This window comes from Paraburkholderia sp. J63 (assembly GCF_905220245.1).
Lineage (GTDB): Bacteria > Pseudomonadota > Gammaproteobacteria > Burkholderiales > Burkholderiaceae > Paraburkholderia.
In genome coordinates this window covers 1-22,082 of the sequence record NZ_CAJMZF010000017.1, presented here as the reverse complement: position 1 = coordinate 22,082, position 22,082 = coordinate 1, and the positions used below count along the sequence as shown (strand labels likewise).

The following is a 22,082-nucleotide window of genomic DNA, read 5'->3' as shown; positions in this document are numbered from 1 at the left end:
TCAATTTTTTGCTGCACACAAGTCATCGGGGTTTGTACTGATTCGTCGGTGGATAAGCGCGAGCCGTTGAACGCCGCATCATAAAAAAACGCAGCCCGAGGGCTGCGCCGGAGAAGCTGTTCGACAGCGTGCCGCGCTAGTCGCGCATCGCGGCCGATTTCGTGCCGCCTGCGCCGCCGCCCGATGGGCCCTTGTTCGCATCGAGCGGCTCCAGCGGACAGTGCTCGCTAGCCTCCAGCGCACCAGGCAGCACATGATGGCGAAACTGCTCGCGCAGCTTGAGCTTTTGCAGCTTGCCGGTGGCCGTATGAGGCAGCTCGTCGACGAACACCGCGTCGTCGGGCAGCCACCACTTCACCACCTTGCCTTCGAAGAACGCCAGCAGTTCCTCGCGCGTGATCTCCGCGCCCGGCTTCTTCACCGCGACGATCAACGGCCGCTCGGTCCAGCGCGGATGCGCGCAGGCAATACACGCGGCCTCCGCAATCGCCGGATGCGCCACCGCGATGTTCTCGAGCTCGATCGAGCTGATCCACTCGCCGCCCGACTTGATCACGTCCTTGCTGCGGTCCGTGATCTGCAGGAAGCCGTCGGGATCGATGGTCGCCACGTCGCCGGTCGGGAACCAGCCGTCCACTAGCGGCGTGCCGCTTTCCTGTTTGAAGTAGCGATCGATGATCCACGGTCCGCGCACATAAAGATCGCCGAACGCCACGCCGTCCCAAGGCAACTCGCGCCCGTCGTCGCCGACGATCTTCATGTCGACGCCGAAAATCACGCGCCCCTGTTTTTCGAGCAGCGCGCGCTGCGCTTCGGGCGGACGCTGCGCCTGCTCCCAGTTGAGCTTCGCGAGCGTGCCGAGCGGCGACATCTCGGTCATGCCCCACGCGTGGATCACGCGCACGCCGTAGTCGTCTTCGTAGGTGCGCAGCATGGCCGGCGGACACGCCGAGCCGCCGATCACCGTGCGATCGAGCGTGGAGAATTTCACGCCCGCGTCGCGCATGTAGTTGAGCAGGCCGAGCCACACCGTGGGCACCCCGGCCGAGCAGGTCACCCGCTCGGCCTCGATCAGCTCGTAGAGCGACTTGCCGTCGAGATCCTTGCCCGGTAGCACGAGCTTCGCGCCGGTCAGCGCCGATGTGTGCGGAATGCCCCACGCGTTGACATGGAACATCGGCACGACGGGCAATATGGCGTCGCGCGCGGAAAGGCTCATCGCGTCGGGCAGCGACGCGCCATAGGCGTGCAGCACCTGCGCGCGGTGCGTATAGAGCGCGCCCTTGGGATTGCCCGTAGTGCCCGAGGTGTAGCAGAGCGTCGAGGCGCTGCGCTCGTCGAGCAAGGGCCAGTCGAATCGGCCGTCCTGCGCCGCGAGCAGCGTTTCGTAGCAGAGCACCGGCGTTTGCATCGCGGGCCGGTGGGCCTCGTCGCATAGCGCGATCCAGCCGCGCACTTGCGGGCATTGCGGCGCGATGGCGTCGACGAGCGCGGCGAAGGTGAGGTCGAAGAGGACGTAGCGGTCGTCGGCGTGATTGACGATCCAGGCGATCTGCTCGGGGAACAGGCGCGGATTGATGGTATGGCACACCGCGCCGAAACCGGGCACGCCGAAGTACGTCTCCATGTGCCGATAGCCGTTCCACGCCAGCGTGCCGATGCGCTCGCCGCGCTCGACGCCCAGCGCGATGAGCGCCTGCGCCAGTTGCTTCGAGCGCGTTTCGCACTCGCGGTAGGTGTAGCGATGCACGTCGCCTTCGATGCGCCGCGACACGATCTGCGCGCTGCCGTGATGGCGCGCCGCGTGCGCGATCAGCGACGACACGAGGAGCGGCACGTCCATCATTTGTCCCAACAGCGGCGCGGTGGTCGCGGTCATGGTCAGCGGTCTCCTCGACTCGAATGCCAGTATTTGGTATGGGATGGCGCGGTGCTCGCCGGCCTCGGCGCGGCATGGAGGAAGGTTTCCGTACGACTCGATGCGCACCGGCTGACAGGCAACCGGGCCGCCTCCTGCACGCCGGCGGGCGCGGACTTACAATATCGGCTATTCAAAAGGCGCTCAATATGTCGTTTTCACCAGGCCAAACTGACTCCCACGGCGGCTCGACCGCCCCGCGCGCGCCGGCAAGCGGCCCGCTCGCCGACTTCGAACGCGCGCTCGGCGCGCCGCGCGACGACACGTTCGCGGCGCTTGGCGCGACCTTCCACACGCGGCTGCCCGGCGCGCCGCTGCCCGCGCCCTACGTGGTGGGCTTCTCGAAAGAGACGGCCGCGCTGCTCGGGCTCGATCCTCAAGCGGCCTCCGATCCCGCATTCGCCGAGTATTTCTGCGGCAACTTCACGCGCGAGCGAACGCCGTCGACGATGTCGTATGCGAGCGTCTACTCGGGCCACCAGTTCGGCGTCTGGGCGGGCCAGCTCGGCGACGGCCGCGCGCTCATGCTCGGCGAGATCGAGCACGCACAAAAGCGCTACGAAGTGCAGCTCAAGGGCGCGGGACGCACGCCCTATTCGCGCATGGGCGACGGCCGCGCGGTGCTGCGCTCGTCGATCCGCGAATTCCTCTGCTCCGAGGCGATGCATCACCTCGGCATTCCCACCACGCGCGCGCTCGCCGTGATCGGCTCCGACCAGGCGGTGCGCCGCGAAGAACTGGAAACCGCCGCGGTCGTCACGCGCGTCTCGCCGAGCTTCGTGCGCTTCGGCCACTTCGAGCACTTCTACTCGCACGACAACATCGACGCGCTGCGCGCGCTCGCGGATCACGTGATCGGCCGCTTCTATCCGCATCTGCGCGAAGCCGACGATCCTTATCTCGCGCTGCTCGACGAAGCGGTGCGCAGCACGGCGGCGCTGATGGTCGAATGGCAGGCCGTGGGCTTCTGCCACGGCGTGATGAATACCGACAACATGTCGATTCTCGGCCTCACGATCGACTACGGTCCGTTCGGTTTCATCGACGGCTTCGATGCGAATCACATCTGCAACCACTCCGATTCGCAGGGACGCTACGCCTATCGCATGCAGCCGCAGATCGGTTACTGGAACCTGTTCTGTCTCGCGCAAGCGCTGCTGCCGCTGTTCGGCGCGCACTACGAGATCGCCGACGAGAAGGCACGCGGCGAGCGCTGCGTGGCCGACGCGCAAGCGGTGCTCGAACGCTTCAAGGGGCACTTCGCGCCCGCGCTCGAAGCCCGCATGCGCGCGAAGCTCGGCCTCGAACAGACGCACGAAGGCGACGATGCGCTGGCGAACCGTCTGTTCGAAATCATGCACGCGAACCGCGCCGACTTCACGCTGACGTTCCGCCATCTCGCGCGCGTCTCGAAGCACGACGCTCAAGGCGACTCCTCGGTGCGCGACCTGTTTCTCGACCGCGCCGCATTCGATGCGTGGGCCGTCGACTATCGCGCGCGTCTCGCGCACGAAACGCGCGACGACGCTGCGCGCGCCGCCGCGATGAATCGCGTGAACCCGAAATACGTGCTGCGCAATCACCTCGCGCAAACGGCCATCGAGCGCGCCGCGCAAAAGGACTTCAGCGAAGTCGAGCGACTGGCGAACGTGCTCAAGCGCCCGTTCGACGAGCAGCCCGGGCACGAGGCCTACGCCGCGTTGCCGCCCGATTGGGCGAGCTCGCTCGAAGTCAGTTGCTCTTCGTGAGCGCGCCCCCATCTACGACTTCCACGCGCATCTGCCCCCGCACTTGCCCCCGTATTTGCCACGACAGGAACCCGACATGAGCCAGGACGATCACAACTCCGACGCCTACCCCGGTCACAAGTCCGACGCCGAATGGCGCGAGCAGCTCTCGGACATGGAGTACCAGGTCACGCGCCACGCGGCCACCGAACGCCCTTTCACGGGCAAGTACTGGGACCACGCCGAGCGCGGCGTCTACGACTGCGTGTGCTGCGGCACGCCGCTCTTCGAATCCGACACGAAATTCGACGCCGGCTGCGGCTGGCCGAGCTACTTCCGCCCGATCAATGGCGAAGTGATCGAGGAGCGCACGGACCGCACGCACGGCATGCTGCGCATCGAAGTACGCTGCAAAAACTGCGGCGCGCATCTGGGCCACGTGTTCGAGGACGGTCCGGCCCCGACCGGCCTTCGGTATTGCATCAATTCGGCTGCGCTACAATTCGAGCCCAAGTGAACGCGGGCGAGCGAAGCTCGCGTCCCGCACGGGGAGCGACGCAGGACGGAAAGCGTCGCGCCCTCTTTTTGCGGCTCATTTTGTAAACTTTCAGGCCGATATGAAATTTCTGTTTGATCTGTTCCCGATCATCCTGTTCTTTGTCGCCTTCAAGGTGTGGGGCATCTTCACGGCCACGGCCGTCGCGATCGTCGCGACGCTCGTGCAGATCGCGTGGGTGGCGTTTCGCCACCGCAAGGTCGACCCCATGCTGTGGCTGAGTCTGGGCATCGTCGTGATCTTCGGCGGCGCCACGCTCATGCTGCACGACGAGACCTTCATCAAGTGGAAGCCCACGGTCCTCTACTGGGCCTTCTCGGTCGTGCTGCTGGTTTCGCAGGTGGCGTTCGGCAAGAACCTCATCGAAGCGATGATGGGCAAGCAGATCAGCCTGCCGCCGCGCATCTGGACGCAGCTGAACTTCGTCTGGTCGGTCTTCTTCGCGCTGCTCGGCATTCTCAATCTGTTCGTCGCCTACCACTTCTCCACCGACGCCTGGGTCGACTTCAAGCTCTTTGGCGCGACGGGCATCCTCGTCGTGTTCATCGTCGGCCAGAGCCTGTGGCTCTCGCGTTACATGAAGGAAGAAGAATGAGCGACATGTTTCTGAACGCGAGCCCCGCCGAACGGATGGCGCTGATCGAAACGCGCCTCACGGCCGCGCTCGCCCCCATCGAATCGATCGTCGTGCGCGACGACAGCGCGCAGCACGCAGGCCATGCCGGCGCCGCGGCGGGCGGTCACTATCACGTCACGATCGTTGCGTCCGCATTCGCGGGGAAAGCCCGCGTGGCAAGGCATCGCATGGTGTATGATGCGCTGGCCGAAGCCATGCAGCGCGGCATTCACGCGCTCGCAATCACCGCGCTCACGCCTGAAGAAGCGGCAGCGCTGCCTCGCTGAGCGCGCCTCGCCAGGCACACCTCGTAACCCCCACTTTTTTGGTTCGCCCCGTTAGGATTTTTCGATGACCTTGAAGAAAACCCGTCTCTGGGTGTTGCTGGCTGCGTGTGCGGCGGCTCCCGCCTTTGCACAGAACGTCGCCGTCGTGAACGGCACGCCGATTCCGAAGTCGCAAGCCGACGCGCTGGTCGCCCAGGTCGTGGCCCAGGGCCAGCAAGACACGCCGGACCTCGAAAAAGCCGTGCGCGAGGAACTCATCAACCGTCAGGTGCTGATGCAGGAAGCGGCGCGCCTCGGGATTCCGAACCGTCCGGACGTGAAGGCGCAACTGGCGATGGCCCAGCAGCAAGTGGTCCTCCATGCGTGGATCGAGGATTTCCTCAAGAACAACCCGCCCACCGACGCCGAAGTCAAGGCGATGTACGACAAGCTCACGCAAGGCGCCGGCGGCAAGGAATATCACCTCCATCACATCCTCGTGGACAACGAGCAGCAGGCGAAGGACCTGATCGCGAAGATCAAGGCCGGCGCCAGCTTCGAGGACCTCGCGAAGCAATACTCGAAGGACCCGGGTTCGGCGAAGAACGGCGGTGACCTCGACTGGTCGGACCCGAAGGCCTACGTGCCGGAATTCGCCGATGCCGCGACGCATCTGCAGAAAGGCCAGATCACCGATACACCGGTGCACACGCAGTTCGGCTGGCATATCATTCGCGTGGACGACATTCGCGACGTCGCGCCGCCGCCGCTCGAGCAGGTGCGCCCGCAGATCGTGCAGCAACTGCAGCAGCAAAAGCTGCTCGCGTTCGAGAAGCAACTGCGCGACAAGGCGAAGATTCAGTAAGGCTCGAATTGCGGCTTGTTCGCTGCGATCGAAAAAACCCCGCGACCTGCGAAGGCGCGGGGTTTTTTGTTGTCCTGCCGGGTCATGAGGAGCTTGCGATCCGTTCAGGCTCGCTGCGACTTCGGCAACGCCTCCAGCTCGTAGCTAGTGCTGCGGCCGCCGCCTTCCGATTTGCGCAGCACGCCACGCGCCAGCAGATCGTTGATGTCGCGCAACGCGGTATCGGAGGAGCATTTGGCGATAGCCGCCCATTTGCCGCTGGTGAGCTTGCCGTCGAATCCATCGAGCAGCCTGTTGAGCAACTTGACCTGCCGCTCGTTGAACGGCGACGTGGCCCAGTGGCGCCAGAAGCTGGCTTTGCCCAGCACCGCGTCGAGCGTGAATTGCGCCTGGTCGATGGCGCGATGCAGTGCATCGAGGAACCACGCGAGCCATTCGGTGACATCCATCGAGCGCTTTTGCGTGCGCTCCAGAATGTCGTAGTACGCCTTGCGCTCTCGCTGGATCTGCGCCGACAAGCTATAGAACCGCTGCGAGCTGCCATCCGCGCGGGCGAGCAGCAGATCGCCAATCGCTCTGGCCACGCGGCCATTGCCATCGTCGAACGGGTGCAGCGTGACGAACCACAGGTGGCCGAGCGCTGCCCGGATCAGCGGCGGCTCTTTCGCGGGGCCGTTGATCCAGTCGAGGAAGCGGCCTGTTTCGGCCTCCAGCCGGTCCGCCGGCGGCGCTTCGAAATGCACGCGCTGGCGGCCGATCGGCCCGGATATCACCTGCATGGGGCCGCTCGCGTCGTCGCGCCATGTACCGACGTTGATCCGCGAGAGACCCGCGTAGCCGGTCGGGAACAAGGCGGCGTGCCAGCCGAACAGTCGCGCCTGGGTGACCGGCAACTGGCTGTTCGACGTCGCGTCGAGCACCATCTCGACCACGCCTTCGACGTGACGATCCACGGGCGCGAGCGCGCCGATGTCCACGCCGAGACGACGGGCGATGGACGAGCGCACCGACGCGACATTGAGCTGCTCGCCTTCGATCTCGCTCGTCTTGACCACGTCCTCGGTCAAGGCCGCGAGGCTGGCCTGATCGCGCAGCGCCATGCCGACATCGGCGAGGCGGCCCGCCAACAGACCTTGGGCGCGACTGGCCTCGGCCATGGGCTCGGCCAGTGTTGCGAGGTCGTAGCGCCAGCGTGGCCAGTCGTCGGCTTGCCAGATGTAGGTGTAATCGCCGCTATTCATGCGGCGATTATGAGCCGTATTCGCCGCAGCAGCAAGTTAATCACCGCACAAAATGCGGCGATTAGGGCGTGTATTCGCCGCAAAGCGATGCCGCCAAAATGAAAAACCCCGGCCACACCCAGATTCTGGGCCTGGCCGGGGTCTCTCGACTCCGATTCAACAAATATGGCCGTCAACCTGAGGGCCGAACCTCAGCGCAGCTTATTAGCCCACCCACTTGCGCGCGTTCTGGAACGCACGCAGCCACGGGCTCGCCTCGCCCCAGCCTTCCGGGTGCCAGCTCATCGTCACGGTGCGCTGCACGCGCTCGGTGTGCGGCATCAGCACCGTGAAGCGGCCGTCCGGCGTCGTGACCGAGGTGATGCCCTGCGGCGAGCCGTTCGGGTTGAACGGATAGCCTTCGGTCGCCTGGCCGCGGTGGTCGACGTAGCGCATCGCCACGGCGACCTTCGAGAGGTCGCCCTGCTGCGAGAAGTCAGCGTAGCCTTCGCCGTGCGCGACCGCGACCGGAATGCGCGAGCCTTCCATGCCCTTGAAGAAGATCGACGGCGAGCTCTGCACTTCCACGAGCGAGAAGCGCGCTTCGAACTGCTCCGACTTGTTGCGCGTGAACTTCGGCCAGGCTTCGGCGCCCGGGATCATCGACGCGAGGCTCGAGAGCATCTGGCAACCGTTGCAGATACCGAGCGCGAAGGTGTCGTTGCGCGCGAAGAACGCCGCGAACATGTCCGCGAGCTTCGCGTTGAAGCGGATCGTCTTGGCCCAGCCCTCGCCCGCGCCCAGCACGTCGCCATACGAGAAGCCGCCGCAGGCCACCGCGCCCGCGAAGTCGGCAAGCGTCGCGCGGCCTTCGAGCAGGTCGCTCATGTGCACGTCGTGCGCGTCGAAACCGGCGCGATCGAACGCATAGGCGGTTTCGAGGTGCGAGTTCACGCCCTGCTCGCGCAGGACCGCCACGCGCGGACGCGCGCCCTTCGCGACGAACGGCGCGGCCACGTCCTCAGCCGGGTCGAACGTGAGATGCGGCTGCATGCCCGGATCGGCGGCGTCGAGCAGCGCATCGTATTCGGCGTCGGCGCAGGCGGGGTTGTCGCGCAGGCGCGCGATGCGCCAGCTCACTTCGCTCCACACGCGATGGAGTTCCGCGCGCGGCGCTTCGTAGATGCGCTTGGCGTCGCGATAGATTTCGATCGAGTCGCGGTTGTTCAGCGACCCCACGACGTGCGAGCACGCCGAGAGACCATGCTGACGCAGCACGGCGAATACGGCGTCGCGCTGCTGCGCGGGCACCTGGATCACGGCGCCCAGTTCTTCGGAGAACAGCGCGCGCAGCGTGCGGTCTTCGCGGCGGCCGCTCGTTTGCTTCGCCCAGTCCTTCGCGTCGCCGTAATCGGACTCGTGGTCGCTGTCGAGCGTGAGCATGTCGACGTTCAGCGAGACGCCCGTATGGCCCGCGAACGCCATTTCGCAGACCGTCGCCCAGAGGCCGCCGTCCGAGCGGTCGTGATACGCGAGCAGTTGCTCGTTCGCGTTCAGTTGCTGGATCGCCGTAAAGAACTGCCTGAGGTCTTCGGCGCTGTCCACGTCGGGCACCGCGTCGCCGACCTGCTGCGTGACCTGCGCGAAGATCGAGCCGCCCATGCGGTTCTTGCCGCGGCCCAGATCAATGGCGATCAGCACCGACTCGCCCGCTTCATCCACGCGGCGCAGTTGCGGCGTGAGGTGGCGGCGCACGTCCTCGACCGGCGCGAACGCGGAAATGATCAGCGAGACCGGCGCGACCACTTCCTTCGCGACGCCCGCTTCGTTCCACTTCGTGCGCATCGAGAGCGAATCCTTGCCCACCGGAATGCCGATGCCGAGCGCCGGGCACAGCTCCATGCCGATCGCCTTCACGGTGTCGTAGAGCGCGGCGTCCTCGCCCGGCGCGCCGCACGCGGCCATCCAGTTCGCCGAGAGCTTGAGCTTGTCGAGCGACACGATGGGCGCGCTCGCGATGTTGGTGATGGCCTCGCCCACGGCCATGCGGCCCGAGGCGGGCGCGTCGATCACGGCGAGCGGCGTGCGCTCGGCCATCGTCATCGCTTCGCCCTTGTAGCCCGCGTAGTCGAGCGCCGTGATCGCGCAGTCGGCGACGGGCACCTGCCACGGGCCGACCATCTGGTCGCGCACGCTCGTGCCGCCCACCGAGCGATCGCCGATGGTGATGAGGAAGGACTTGCTGCCCACGGTCGGATTGCGCAGCACGCTCTTCGCGACTTCGTCGAGCGAGATGCCCGTGACTTCGACCGGCGTGAGCGGCACGCTCGCGTGCTCGACGTTGCGGTGCATGCGCGGCGGCTTGCCGAGCAGGATGTCCATCGGCATGTCGACGGGCTGATGGCCGCCGTTCGCGGCGAGCGCCGCTTCGTCGGTGTCGACGAGCTTCAGCTCGCGTTCTTCGGTCGCGACGCCCACCACGGCGAACGGGCAGCGCTCGCGCTTGCAGATCGCTTCGAACATCGGCAGATCGGCGGGCGGAATCGCGAGGACGTAACGCTCCTGCGATTCGTTCGACCAGATCTCGCGCGGCGAGAGGCCCGATTCTTCGAGCTGGACCTGGCGCAACTCGAAGCGCGCGCCCTTGTCGGCGCCATCGACGAGTTCGGGGAACGCGTTCGAGAGGCCGCCTGCGCCCACGTCGTGAATCGAGAGGATCGGGTTGGCTTCGCCCAACTGCCAGCAACCGTTGATGACTTCCTGCGCACGGCGCTCGATTTCAGGGTTGCCGCGCTGCACCGAGTCGAAGTCGAGCTCGGCCGTGTTGGTGCCCGTGGCCATCGAGCTGGCCGCGCCGCCGCCCATGCCGATGCGCATGCCGGGACCGCCGATCTGGATCAGCAGCGTGCCCGCGGGCAGGTCGAGCTTGTGCGTGAGCGTCGCGCTGATGTTGCCGATGCCGCCCGCGATCATGATCGGCTTGTGATAGCCGCGCACGGTGCCCGCGACGTTCTGCTCGTAGGTGCGGAAGTAGCCGCCGAGGTTCGGACGGCCGAATTCGTTGTTGAACGCGGCGCCGCCGAGCGGGCCGTCGATCATGATCTGCAGCGGCGAGGCGATGCGGTCCGGACGGCCGTAGGCTTCGGTCGCATCGGCGGGATTGCGGTGCGCGAGCGGCGTGACCGCGTCGCGGGCGTTTTCCCACGTTTCGCGCGCATCGGGCAAGTCGAGGTTCGAGACCGTGAAGCCCGTGAGACCGGCCTTCGGACGCGCGCCGCGGCCCGTCGCGCCTTCGTCGCGGATTTCGCCGCCCGAGCCCGTCGCCGCGCCGGCGAACGGCGAGATCGCGGTCGGGTGGTTGTGCGTCTCCACCTTCATCAGCGTGTGCGTGAGTTCGGTGTGGCGCCCGTACTGCTCGCCGGGCTTGCCGTCTTCGTTGGTCTTGCGCGGGAACCAGCGCTCCGCCACCGCGCCTTCCATGATCGACGAGTTGTCCGAATACGCGACGATGGTGCCTTGCGGGCTCACCTTCTCGGTGTTGCGGATCATCGCGAAAAGCGACAGGTCCTGGTCGCGGCCGTCGATCGTCCAGCTCGCGTTGAAGATCTTGTGGCGGCAGTGCTCGCTGTTGGCCTGCGCGAACATCATCAGCTCGACGTCGGTCGGATTGCGTTCGAGCTTCGTGAAATTCTCGACGAGGTAGTCGATTTCATCGTCGGCGAGCGCGAGGCCCAGTTCGCCGTTGGCCGTCTCCAGCGCCTTGCGGCCGTGGCCGAGCACGTCGACGGTCTGCATCGGGCGCGCCGGCAATTCGTCGAACAGATGCAGCGCCTGGTCGCGCGAAGCCGCCACGCTCTCGGTCATGCGGTCGTGCAGCGCGGCGGCCACGGCCGCGTGCGCCTCGTCCGACAGCGTCTTCTTGCCGCCTAGCAGGCCGCTCTTGAGGACCACCGTGTACTCGACGCCACGCTCGATGCGGCGCACCTGTTCGAGGCCGCAGTGATGCGCGATGTCGGTGGCCTTGCTCGCCCACGGCGACACCGTGCCGAAGCGCGGCACCACGAGGAACGTCTGCGCACTACCGCGCTCCTGCGGGGCCGCGAACGGCGCGCCGTAGTGCATCAGCGCATCGATCTTCGCGCTGTCGTCAGCGGAAAGCGGCGTGGCCGAGTTGACGAAGTGCAGGAACTGACCGTGCACGCCGACGATATTGGCATCGATACGCTGAAGCGTTTCGAGCAGACGGGTCTGGCGGAAGTCGGAAAGGGCCGAAGCACCGGGGAAACACGAGAAGTGGGCCATGGACTGGGGCGTTGCGTCGAAGTTGCGTCGCGCCTTCGCCTCGCACGGGCATCTCGCCAGGTGGCGATACGCCGCACGAGAGGCGGTGACGTCGGGCCGACGTCGGGCGATGAAAGGAGACCGCGATTATAACCCGGAAGACCCCGTCCGGCCGCCCTTCGAGGCGCGTGCAACGTGCCTCGCGCGGCACGGCCGTGCGTCTTTTTGCGACTCGGGCGCATGGCGCGGCGACGATCCGCGTAGCGTCGCGGATATTTTCGCGACACAGAACGGACGAACGAGCGAGCCGCTGGCCAGCAGCGTGCACGCGCCGAAACGGGTTCCGGGCGCCTCGTACCCGCCTCGCGGACGCGCAGTTTCGCTGGCAACGCACATGGCGAGCGGGCCGGTTTGGCTGCTATGATTGCGCGTTTCACCCGCTCGGCGCGACAGCGCGCGCCGCATGCCTCACCCTCTTCGGCAGGGCGCCCTCGCTCCTCGGCGCGCCGCCTGCCTGCAGATCGAATCATCATGGATGTCATCGTCATTGGCGGCGGAATCGCCGGCGTCGCCACCGCCTACCAGTTGCGCGCGGCGGGCCATCGCGTCTGCGTGGTCGAGCGCCACGCAACCGTTGCGCAAGGCGCGAGCTACGGCCATAGCGGCGTCGTGCTGCCCACGCCGCTCGACGTCTGGTTCGGCCCCACTTTTCTGCGCAACGGCCGGCAGTCGTCGGGCGGGGTGATCTGCAAGACCGGCTTCACCGGCCATGCACGCGCCTTCGTAAAGCGTCTCGCGACGCTGCACGGCTCCGAAGCGTTCGCGGCGCGCTATACGCTGCTGCGACCGCTGATCGAGTCGGCGCAAAGCGCGCTCGACGACGCCGAAGGCCGCTTCCAGCTCGAATACGAACAGCGCGAAGGCCTGCTCTACCTCGTGCGCGGCAGCGACGAATGGTCGCTCACGCAACCGGCGCTCGAACTGCTGCGTCAGTTCGAAACGCCGCACCACGTCCTTACGCCGCACGAGTGCGTGGCAGCGGAGCACACGATTCCCGCCGATCCGCCGTTCGCCGGCGCCGTGCGCTTCGACCATGCACGCGTGGCCAATTGCCCGCTCTTCGTCAAGCAGCTCAAGCAGGTGCTCGATACGCTCGGCGGCGTGCAGTTCCAGACCGGGCGCAGCGTGAACGCGATCCGTCTAGAGAACACGCGCGCGGCCGTGGAGCTCGCGCCGCGCCCCGACGAGGCCGCGCGCAAGCGCGAAGTCGAGGTGATTTCCGCCGATGCCGTGGTCGTCGCGGCCGGTGCGCAAACGCCCAGGCTGCTCGCGCCGCTCGGCATCAAGCTGCCGTTCTATCCGGTGCGGATGCATACGCTGAACGCCCCCGTCGCGCACGAGGAATGCGTGCCGCATACGACGCTGATCGACGCCGCGCGGCGCATCGCGATCACCCGCACGAACCACCGGCTGCGCATCTCGGGCGGCGCGGTGCTCCAGCGTGCGAAGGAGCTCGACGAGGCGCTGCCCGAGTCGCTCACCGAAGAAGCGCTCGCTCTGCTCGGCGAGGCGTCGCGCGATTGGGCGCCGGGCGCCGCGCGCATTTCGGCGGCGCTCGCGTGGGAAGGCATGAAGCTGCTCTCCGCCGACGGCATGCCCGCGGTCGGTAATGCCGGGCACCCGCGCCTTTATGTCAGCGCGGGGCACGGCCCGACCGGCTGGGCGCTCGCGTTGGGCTCGGCGCGCCTCATTGCCGCGCAGATCTCGGGCAGCGCGCCCGATCTGCCCGCCGAGACCATCGAGGCGCTCTGGCCTGGACGCGATTGAGGCGCGCCCGCGCCTTCCGCTGAGTTCCGTTTCACTTACGGGGCCGCGGGCGTCACGCCGTCGGCAGCGAAAAGGACAACGACAGCCATAGCAATGGCGCGCCCGGCCACGCCAGGCGCGCGGCGCTCGGGTATCGTTGCACTGTCGAACTCCCGCATGCGCCGCAGCCCCTGCGGCCGCCCTCGCTACCATGACAGACGCCACGCCTACCCTCCCCACGCTCGTCAATCCGCACGACCGAGCCGTCCCGCTCTTGAGCGTCGCGCAACTACGCGAAGCCGAAGTGTCCGCCCAAGCCGCGCTGCCCGCGCACGCGCTGATGGCGCGCGCGGGTGCCGCCGCGGCCCACTTCCTGCGCGAGCAGATCGCGCACGCGCCGTCGCCGGCCAGCGCGAAGCCCGTCTGGTTCGCCGCGGGCCCCGGCAACAACGGCGGCGATGCGCTCGTGAGCGCCACCGAGCTCAAGCGCGCGGGCATCGCCGTCGAAGTCTGCATGCCGCTGGAAGTGAAGCCCGACGACGCTCGCTGGGCGCTCGCCGAGGCGCGCGCGGCAGGCGTGCCGATCGCCACCAGGCCGCCCGAGTCGTTCGACGCCTACGGCTGGCTCGTCGATGGCCTGTTCGGCATCGGCCTCGCCCGCGCGCTCGATGGCGTATTCGGCGCGCTTGCGCAGCGGCTCACGGCACACGCGCGCAGCCACGGCCGCGTGCTCGCGCTCGACGTGCCCAGCGGCCTCGACAGCGACACCGGCAACGTCGTCGGCGATGGGCCCGCCGTGCGCGCGACCCATACCGTCACCTTCATCGCCGCGAAGCCGGGGCTTTATACGGGCGCGGGCCGCGATTACGCGGGCGCCGTGAGCGTCGCGCCGATTGGCTTGAGTGCAGGCATGGAAGCGGCCTTGAATGCGAACGTGAGCGCGTTGATCGAAGCGCCCGGCCCCACGCAATCCGCACAGCCCGCGCGGCTCAACGCGCCGGCGCTGTTCGCCGCGGCGCTCCCCGCGCGCGACTTCGCGACCAACAAGGGCAGCTTCGGCACGCTCGCCGTGGTGGGCGGCGACACCGGCATGTGCGGCGCGCCGATCCTCGCCGCGCGCGCCGCGCTGCTCGCGGGCGCCGGCAAGGTCCACGTGGGCTTCCTCGGCAACGACGCGCCACCCTACGACGCCCCGCACCCCGAGTTGATGCTGCATACCGCGGGCAAGCTCGCGCTCGACACGATGAGCGCCGTCGCGGCCGGTTGCGGCATGGGCGGCAGCGCATCGGCGCGGCAGCTCGTCGACCGCATCCTGCAACTCGACGTCGCCGTGCTGCTCGACGCGGACGCGCTCAACCTCGTCGCCCGCGACGACGTGCTCGCCGCGCGCGTGGCCGAGCACTTCGGCACCCACGGCACGCCGTGCGTGCTCACCCCGCATCCGCTCGAAGCCGCGCGGCTGCTCGGCACCGATACGGCGGCCGTGCAGCGCGACCGGCTCGCTGCGGCGCGCGCGCTCGCGACACGCTACGCGGCGGTTGCCGTGCTCAAGGGCAGCGGCACGATCATCGCCACGCCCGACGGCCGTGTCGCCGTCAACCCGACCGGCAACGCGGCCCTCGCCACCGGCGGCACCGGCGACGTGCTCGGCGGCTTGATCGGCGCCCTGCTCGCACAGCGCCTGCCGCCCTGGGAAGCCGCGCTGGCCGGCGTCTACCTGCACGGTCTCGCCGCCGATACGCTCGTCGGCGAAGGCAACGGCCCCGCGGGCCTCACGGCGGGCGAGCTCGCGCCCGTGGTTCGACGCCTGATGAACCGGCTCTTCTACGCACCGAAAGATTGATGCAAGCTTCGCCGGCGGCTGCACGGTACGCCCACGGCACGCCGCTTGCTAGTCTGCCCGGCGATTCGCGCGATGCTGCCCGGCAGCGCGCGGCCCCGCTATACTGAACTTTCGCGCGTCGCCCACCGGCGGTGCGCGCATCCCCGCAGCGCGTGACGCGCGCGTCGGCCCACCGGCCTGCGCCGTTCGCCGCCCTCCATTCGTTTTCCCTCGCTAGACGAACATGACGAATCCGCTTCCTGCCTGGTCCGCGCTACAGACGCACTACGAACAGATCCGCAACGAAAAGATGCGCGACTGGTTCGCACCCGCCAACGATCCCGCGCCGACCCGCGCCGAACGCTACACGTACACGGGCGGCGGCCTTGGCGCCGACTTCTCGAAGAACCGCATCAACGACACCACGCTGAAGCTGCTCGTGCAGCTCGCGCGCGAAGCCGGCGTCGAAAAGCGCCGCGACGCGATGTTCGCGGGCGAAGTCGTCAACCCGACCGAAGGCCGCGCCGCGCTGCATACGGCACTGCGCGCGACCGAGCCGAACGCGCCGTTCCACGCACAGATCGTCGCCGAAAAAGCCAGGATGGCGAAGTTCGCCGACGCCGTGCGCAGTGGCGCCTGGACCGGCTACACCGGCAAGCGCATCCGCCACGTGGTGAACATCGGCATCGGCGGCTCGGACCTCGGGCCGAAGATGGTCGTGCACGCCCTCCAGCACCTCGAAACGCCCGAGATCACTTCGCACTTCGTCTCGAACGTCGACGGCGCCGACCTCTGGCGCGTGATCGAAAACATCGACCCCGAGGAAACGCTCGCGATCATCGTCTCGAAGACCTTCACGACGCTCGAAACGATGACGAACGCGCGCTCGATGCGCGACTGGTTCGTCAAGCACGGCTGCCCGGAAAACGCGCTCGCGAAGCACTTCGTGGGCGTCTCGGCGAACCCCGCCGAAGTCGTGAAATTCGGCATCGCCAAAGAGAACGTCTTCGAGATGTGGGACTGGGTGGGCGGCCGCTATTCGCTGTGGTCGGCGGTGGGCCTCTCGATCATGATCGCCATCGGGCCGCAGCAGTTCGACGAACTGCTCGCGGGCGCCCACGACATGGACGAGCACTTCCGCACGGCGCCGCTCGAAAAGAACCTGCCGGTGCTGCTCGGCATGATCGGCATCTGGTATCGCAACTTCTTTGGCTCGCAGAGCTACCTGGTTGCGCCATACTCCGAAGCATTGCACTACCTGCCCTCCTACCTCCAGCAACTGGAGATGGAGAGCAACGGCAAGCAGGCGCGTCTGGACGGCAAGTTCGTCGACTACGCGACTTCGGCGATCACGTGGGGCGAGCCGGGCACGAACGGCCAGCATGCGTTCTTCCAGATGCTGCACCAGGGCACGACGATCGTGCCGATCGACTTCATCGCCGTGCTCACGCCCGAGCATCCGCTCGCCGATCATCACCCGAAGCTGCTCGCGAACTGCTTCGCGCAGAGCGAGGCGATGATGCTCGGCCGCACCGAGGAAGAGGCGAAGAAGATTGCCGGTCCGGACAAGCCCGAGCTCGTGCCGCACATCATGTTTCCCGGCAACCGCCCGACCACGACGCTGCTCGTCGATGCGCTCACGGCGCGGTCCCTGGGCGCGCTGATCGCGCTCTACGAGCACAAGGTGCTGGTGCAGGCCTCGGTCTGGGACATCAACCCGTTCGATCAATGGGGCGTGGAGCTCGGCAAGATTCTCGGCAAGGTGGTCGAGGCCGACCTCACGGCCGCGAGCGCCGACGTGAAGCCGCACGATTCGTCGACGAGCGCGCTGATCGCGCGGGCGCGCGCCGCGCTCAAGCGTTGATGTGGTGATGGCATGAAAAAGGCGTGCGCGGTGCGAGCCGTGCACGCCTTGTTTGTTTGTGGAGCGCGCGGCTCCGGGCTAACGACCCGCTTCGATACGGCCTCGCTCGGGGGTATCGCGCACGTCCTCGGGGCTTTCGACATGAAGCGCATTCGGCACGCGGCGGCCCGCCTCGATCGTCACCACGGCATCGCAGCGGCGCGCGAGATCGACGTCATGGGTGACGAGCACGAGCGTCGCGCCGTGCGTACCGTCGTTGGCACCGTCGTTGGCACGATTGAGTTCGAACATCAGGTCGATGACGGCATGGCCCGTGGCGGCGTCGAGACTGCCGGTGGGCTCGTCGGCGAACAGCACGGCGGGCTGGGTGACGAACGCGCGGGCCAGCGCCACACGCTGCTGCTCGCCGCCCGAAAGCAGCTTCGGATAATGGGACGTGCGTTGCCCGAGCCCGACGCGCTCCAGCAGCGCGCGCGCGCGCGCAAAAGCCTCGCGCGTGGTGAGGCCGCCTTGCAGCTCGAGCGGCAGCGCGACGTTCTCCAGCGCATTCAGATGCGGCATCAACTGGAACGACTGGAACACGAAGCCCACCGAACCATTGCGCAGTGCGGCGCGCTGATCCTCGGCCATGCCGGTAAGCTCATGGCCAAGCAGGCGAACCGAGCCCGCGCTCGCGCTGTCCAACCCGGCCAGAAGGCCCAGCAGCGTCGACTTGCCGGAACCCGAGGCGCCCACGATCGCCACGCTGCTGCCCGCGTGCACGGTCAGGTCGATGCCGTCGAGTATCGTCAACTCGCCGGTTGCGTCGGTGACCCGCTTGCACAGTCCACGCACTTCGATGACAGGATCGCTATTCATTCGCACATGATGAAGCAAAGATTCGCCGCCTGGGCGCGGCGCGGCGCGCCGGCCGCAACGGCCCACACGGTCCACAGGGCCCTCAACACCATCGCCGCCGTTGCCGCTCTCTCGGCCACGGCGGCGCTCGGCCTGGCCGCTACCGCCGCGCTGCCCGGCGGCTCGCACGACGCGCTCGCGGCTACGGCGCCTGCGGGTCAACCGGTCACCGCGAAACCCGTCATTGCCGTGCTCGGCGACAGCCTCTCGGCCGAATACGGCCTGCCGCGCGACACGGGCTGGGTCGCCCTGCTGCGCCAGCGGCTCACGAGCGAGCGGATCGATTATAGCGTTGCGAATGCGAGCATCAGCGGCGACACGACGAGCGGCGGACTCGCCCGCCTGCCGCTCGTGATGCAGCGCATGAAGCCTTCGATCGTGATCGTCGAGCTCGGCGCGAACGACGCGCTGCGCGGCGTCCCGCTCGCGACGACGGAAAGCAATCTGCGCGCGATCATCGCCCAGATCCGCAAGGGCAATGCGCGACCGGTGCTGGTGGGCATGTACGTGCCGCCCAATTACGGCCCCGACTACACCCGCAAATTCCACGGCCTCTACGGCCATCTCTCGCAGGAGCTCCATGTACCGCTCGTGCCGTTCCTGCTCGCCGGTCTCGCCGACAAACCCGATCTCTTTCAGTCCGACCAGTTGCACCCCACCCAGCAGGCACAATCTTTGCTCCTCGACAACGTGTGGCCGACGCTCAAGCCGTTGCTCGGCGGCAGCGCCCAGCACTGACGGCACAGCGCCCGCACCTTTGCAGAGCGGGCCCTTGCGCCGTCGGATAAGGCGTGCGACGCCGACGCGCGTGTTGCGCGTCGCTTGCCTGGTCACATCCTTGCTCCGGACGAGTGGCTTTCGTCTGATCCTCGACTGACCCTGACTGAGGGAGAAAACGTGAAATATTTACCTCTGATTGCCATTACGGTCACCCTTGCAGCCTGCGCCAATCAGCCGATGCCAAGCGGCACGCAATCGGTCGGCACGAGCCAGCAACCGCCCGCAGCCGTGGCGCAATGCATCGCCAAGAAGTGGGCCGATAGCTCGCAGCAGCAAGTCGTCCAGCAAAGCGTGCTCGCCAACGACCAGGCCGTGGATGTCTACGTGCCCGGCCAGCAGCCGCCGAACGGTGCGGCCGCAACGGTGCGCCCGGCCTGGAACGCCAACGCGAAGACGTGGGTGGGTTTCCGCGCAGGCGGTGGTGCGGACAGCAACGCCACGAGCGATATCAGCGCCTGCCTCTGATCGAGAACGCGCGCGCAACACCTCTGTCGCGCTGCGCGCGCCCAAACAAAAGCCCCGCATTTGCGGGGCTTTTGTTGTGCTCAGGCGCCAGGCCTGAAACCGGCTGCGACGCTTACTGCCCGTCGCCGCCGTCGGACTGGCTCGACGCGTTCAGCGAGCCGTACAGCTTGACCTTGGAACGATCGCGCAGCGCATCGAGATAAGCCTGCGTCTCCGACTGGCCGCTCACGCCCGCGAGTTGCTGCTGCGCGGCGGTGAGACGCGGACCGTCGGCGGGCGGGCCGTTGGTGACGCTGTTCACGCGATAGATCGCATAGCCCTGATCGCCGAGATCGACGCCCACGTACGCGGGCAGCTTCTGCGGGTCGGCCTTGAACACCGCCGAAAGCGCGTTGGGCGGCAGCCCTTGTGCGTCGTTGCGCGTGACCTTCAGCGCCGACGAGAAGCCGTCGGTGGCCTTCGACTTCTGCAGCGCCGCGAGCTTCGCCTCGCCGTCCTTGCGCGCCGCCTCGCCGGCCTGCTGCGAGACCACCTTCTGGCGCACAGCGTCCTTGACAGCGGCGAACGCGGGCACGGCGGCGGGCTGGAAGCTCGTCACGTGCGCGGAAATCAGCGTGCTGTTGCCGACGTCGATCGCCTGGGTGTTGTTGTGCTGGTTGACCGAGTCGCTCGCGAATACCGCGTCGAGGAACTTCTGGTTGTTCAGCGGGCTGTCCGGCGGCAGCGCGGGATTAGGCTTCGGCGTGACCGTGGCCGTCTGCAGCGTGAGCTTGTACTTGTCGGCGGCCGGCTGGAGGCTCTTCGACTGCTCGTAGACCATCGACGTGAAGCCGTCCGTGGCGTCGGCGAGCAGCTTCGCGGCCTGCTGCGTCTTCACGTCGTTGGTGATCTGGCCTTTGACTTCGTCGAACGACTTCGTCACCGACGGCTTGATGTCCGTCACCTTGACGATGTGATAGCCGAAGTCCGACTGGATCACGTCGCTAATCTCGTCCTTCTTGAGCTTGAAGACAGCGTCGTCGAAAGCCTGGCCGCCCGCGATCATGCCCGGACCGAAGTAGCCGAGATCGCCGCCCTTCGAGGCCGAACCCGGATCCTGCGATTCCTTCTGGGCGATCTGCGCGAACTGGTCGGGATGCGCCTTGACCTCGGCGAGAATCTGATCGGCCTTCTGCTTTGCGGCGGCGCGATCGGCCGCGCTCGCGTCCTTCGCGACCGTGATCAGAATATGGCTCGCCCGCACTTCTTCCTGCGTCTTGTAGTGCGCGATGTTGTCGTCGTAGTACTTCTTGAGATCGGCGTCGCTCGGGTTGACCGAAGCCGCGACCGTTGCGGCCGAAAGCACCAGATACTGGATCTGCGCCGTGGCCGGCGTGGCGAAGTCGTTCTTGTGGGCGTCGTAGTACGACTGCAGCTGCGCATCGGTGGGGTTGATCTTCGGCGCGTAGTCGCTCGCGTGGAACGCCAGCCCCTGCACCTCGCGCTGCTGCTCGGAAAGCTCCGTGAGCTGCTGCGCGAGCGCCTTCGGCGTGAACGCGCTGTTCACGAGCGCCGCCGGCAACTGCTGCATGGCGAGGCTATAGCGCACGCGCTCGTCGTATTGCTCGGGCGTCATGCCCTGCATCGCGAGCAGTTGCTTGTATTTGTCGAGATCGATCGAGCCGTCGGGGTTCTTCAGCGACGAGATGATCGGATCGGACAGCAGCGTGCGGCGCACCGCCTCGTCCGACGCGGTCAGATGCAGGCGCTGGACTTCGTCCACGAGCACGCGCTGCTGGATGAGCCCGTCGAGGATGTCCTTGCGATGCTGCGGCGTATCGAAGGTGCTCGCGTCGAAGCGCGCACCCATGATCTGCCGCGCCTGGTCCATCTGCTGACGCGAGGCATTGTCGAAGTCGGCGCGAGTGATCTTGTGACCGTTGACGCTCGCAACGTTCGCGCTTTCGTCAAAGAAGCCGCGGAAGCCTTGAATGCCGACGAAGCCGAGACCTGGCAGAATCACCAGCATCAGCATCATCATCATCAGTCGTTTGTGATTGCGGAAAAAGTCGAGCATGCGTGACCAAGCGTTGGAAGGCGCCCAAAAATAGAACGCCCGATATTACAACAGCGGCCAACAAAAAAGGCGAACCGGAGTTCGCCTTCTTGCTGATTCTTGCCGATATATCTGGCGGAGCGGACGGGGCTCGAACCCGCGACCCCCGGCGTGACAGGCCGGTATTCTAACCAACTGAACTACCGCTCCGTGCTGGTGTACTGCGCGCACTGCGCTACATCGCTTTCGCGTGTGCGGGATCTGAAGCTGTGGTGGGTGCTGAGAGGCTCGAACTCCCGACCTACGCCTTGTAAGGGCGCCGCTCTACCAACTGAGCTAAGCACCCAGCTTCCAATCTCCGCAGCCTGTTTCGGCTGCGTTTTTGTGCCGCTTTTACTACGCTACTCAAAAAGTAGCGAGCCCATTAGTTTAGCGCATCTTTGAGCGCTTTGCCAGGCCTGAATTTAGGAACCTTTGCCGCCTTGATCTTGATCGCGGCGCCGGTGCGCGGATTGCGTCCCGTACGCGCGGTACGCTTGCCGACCGCGAAGGTGCCGAAGCCGATCAGCGTGACCGAGCCGCCCTTCTTCAACGTGCCTTTGACGCCGCCGATCACGGCATCGAGTGCGCGCCCCGCAGCCGCTTTCGAGATGTCGGCCTGTTGCGCGATGTGGTCGATCAATTCCGTTTTATTCATTCCAGCCCCCGAGAATGTGTTTGGGCAATCGTGGTGGCGCAATGTGCCGCCATGCGCCGGGAAGGAACATCACTGGTTGAAAACTTGTTCGGACAAAGCGCCCCGGTCTGGTCTGGCTCCGGAGCCCGCTCATTTAACGAAGCCGAAAGCGCCGTGTCAAGCGGGGTTCGGCCCGATGCCGCGAGGATTTCGAAGGACGTTGGCGCGGGCTCTTTGGGGGCTGCCGCGCGCCCGTCGCAATGTCAACGAATCTGACGGATGCGCCCA

General features: G+C 66.8%; 16 protein-coding genes and 2 tRNA genes. 10 read left to right on the top strand and 8 right to left on the bottom strand.

Features of this window, described 5'->3' with window-relative positions; genetic code table 11:
• Positions 1-136: 136 nt before the first annotated feature.
• The gene (locus U5775_RS19330; protein ID WP_322059700.1) at positions 137-1,879 is read right to left on the bottom strand and encodes a 3-(methylthio)propionyl-CoA ligase; all 1,743 of its coding nucleotides are present in this window, start codon (positions 1,877-1,879) and stop codon (positions 137-139) included.
• Between the two features lie 188 nt (positions 1,880-2,067).
• Between U5775_RS19330 and U5775_RS19325 the strand changes: the two genes are divergently transcribed.
• The 5 genes from U5775_RS19325 (at position 2,068) to U5775_RS19305 (ending at position 5,948) form a co-directional block, all read left to right on the top strand.
• Positions 2,068-3,666 carry a protein adenylyltransferase SelO gene (locus U5775_RS19325; protein WP_322059699.1) on the top strand — a complete coding sequence of 533 codons (1,599 nt, stop codon included), beginning with the start codon at positions 2,068-2,070 and terminating at the stop codon, positions 3,664-3,666.
• Positions 3,667-3,742: 76 nt separating this feature from the next.
• Positions 3,743-4,162, top strand: a complete 420-nt coding sequence (msrB, locus tag U5775_RS19320; RefSeq protein WP_322059698.1) for a peptide-methionine (R)-S-oxide reductase MsrB — start codon at positions 3,743-3,745, stop codon at positions 4,160-4,162.
• Between the two features lie 100 nt (positions 4,163-4,262).
• Complete coding sequence (locus U5775_RS19315) at positions 4,263-4,796, top strand: septation protein A (protein WP_322059697.1); 534 nt, start codon at positions 4,263-4,265, stop codon at positions 4,794-4,796.
• Positions 4,793-5,104 carry a BolA family protein gene (locus tag U5775_RS19310; protein WP_322059696.1) on the top strand — a complete coding sequence of 104 codons (312 nt, stop codon included), beginning with the start codon at positions 4,793-4,795 and terminating at the stop codon, positions 5,102-5,104. The genes U5775_RS19315 and U5775_RS19310 overlap by 4 nt, the downstream gene beginning before the upstream one ends.
• A 64-nt stretch (positions 5,105-5,168) precedes the next feature.
• Entirely contained in the window at positions 5,169-5,948 is a 780-nt protein-coding gene (locus U5775_RS19305) for a peptidylprolyl isomerase (protein WP_322059695.1), read from the top strand.
• Between the two features lie 104 nt (positions 5,949-6,052).
• Here the strand turns inward: U5775_RS19305 and U5775_RS19300 are convergent, their stop codons facing one another.
• Both U5775_RS19300 and purL read right to left on the bottom strand, forming a co-directional pair.
• The gene (locus U5775_RS19300; protein ID WP_322059694.1) at positions 6,053-7,189 is read right to left on the bottom strand and encodes a Fic family protein; all 1,137 of its coding nucleotides are present in this window, start codon (positions 7,187-7,189) and stop codon (positions 6,053-6,055) included.
• Between the two features lie 204 nt (positions 7,190-7,393).
• Positions 7,394-11,470, bottom strand: a complete 4,077-nt coding sequence (gene purL, locus U5775_RS19295; protein ID WP_322059693.1) for a phosphoribosylformylglycinamidine synthase — start codon at positions 11,468-11,470, stop codon at positions 7,394-7,396.
• Positions 11,471-11,980: 510 nt separating this feature from the next.
• Between purL and U5775_RS19290 the strand changes: the two genes are divergently transcribed.
• The 3 genes from U5775_RS19290 to pgi all read left to right on the top strand — a co-directional run bounded on the left by U5775_RS19290 (position 11,981) and on the right by pgi (position 16,941).
• Positions 11,981-13,276 (top strand): FAD-dependent oxidoreductase, encoded by a 1,296-nt coding sequence (locus U5775_RS19290; protein ID WP_322059692.1) that lies wholly within the window; start codon positions 11,981-11,983, stop codon positions 13,274-13,276.
• 190 nt (positions 13,277-13,466) lie between these two features.
• A complete protein-coding gene (locus tag U5775_RS19285; RefSeq protein WP_322059691.1) occupies positions 13,467-15,098 on the top strand; it encodes an NAD(P)H-hydrate dehydratase in 1,632 nt (543 codons plus the stop codon).
• Positions 15,099-15,321: 223 nt separating this feature from the next.
• A complete protein-coding gene (gene pgi / locus U5775_RS19280) occupies positions 15,322-16,941 on the top strand; it encodes a glucose-6-phosphate isomerase (RefSeq protein ID WP_322059690.1) in 1,620 nt (539 codons plus the stop codon).
• A gap of 78 nt (positions 16,942-17,019) precedes the next feature.
• Here the strand turns inward: pgi and U5775_RS19275 are convergent, their stop codons facing one another.
• A complete protein-coding gene (locus U5775_RS19275; RefSeq protein WP_415913606.1) occupies positions 17,020-17,799 on the bottom strand; it encodes an ABC transporter ATP-binding protein in 780 nt (259 codons plus the stop codon).
• 6 nt (positions 17,800-17,805) lie between these two features.
• On the opposite strand from U5775_RS19275, the gene U5775_RS19270 reads away from it, so the two are divergent.
• Both U5775_RS19270 and U5775_RS19265 read left to right on the top strand, forming a co-directional pair.
• Positions 17,806-18,576, top strand: coding sequence for an arylesterase (locus U5775_RS19270; RefSeq protein ID WP_322059688.1), 771 nt, complete (start codon positions 17,806-17,808; stop codon positions 18,574-18,576).
• A gap of 159 nt (positions 18,577-18,735) precedes the next feature.
• The gene (locus tag U5775_RS19265) at positions 18,736-19,083 is read left to right on the top strand and encodes a hypothetical protein (protein WP_322059687.1); all 348 of its coding nucleotides are present in this window, start codon (positions 18,736-18,738) and stop codon (positions 19,081-19,083) included.
• Between the two features lie 112 nt (positions 19,084-19,195).
• Here the strand turns inward: U5775_RS19265 and U5775_RS19260 are convergent, their stop codons facing one another.
• The 4 genes from U5775_RS19260 to U5775_RS19245 form a co-directional block, all read right to left on the bottom strand.
• Positions 19,196-21,139, bottom strand: a complete 1,944-nt coding sequence (locus tag U5775_RS19260) for a SurA N-terminal domain-containing protein (protein WP_322059686.1) — start codon at positions 21,137-21,139, stop codon at positions 19,196-19,198.
• 112 nt (positions 21,140-21,251) lie between these two features.
• Positions 21,252-21,328, bottom strand: a tRNA-Asp gene (locus U5775_RS19255).
• A gap of 60 nt (positions 21,329-21,388) precedes the next feature.
• Positions 21,389-21,464, bottom strand: a tRNA-Val gene (locus U5775_RS19250).
• Between the two features lie 78 nt (positions 21,465-21,542).
• The gene (locus U5775_RS19245; RefSeq protein WP_322059685.1) at positions 21,543-21,857 is read right to left on the bottom strand and encodes an HU family DNA-binding protein; all 315 of its coding nucleotides are present in this window, start codon (positions 21,855-21,857) and stop codon (positions 21,543-21,545) included.
• Positions 21,858-22,082: the final 225 nt, after the last annotated feature.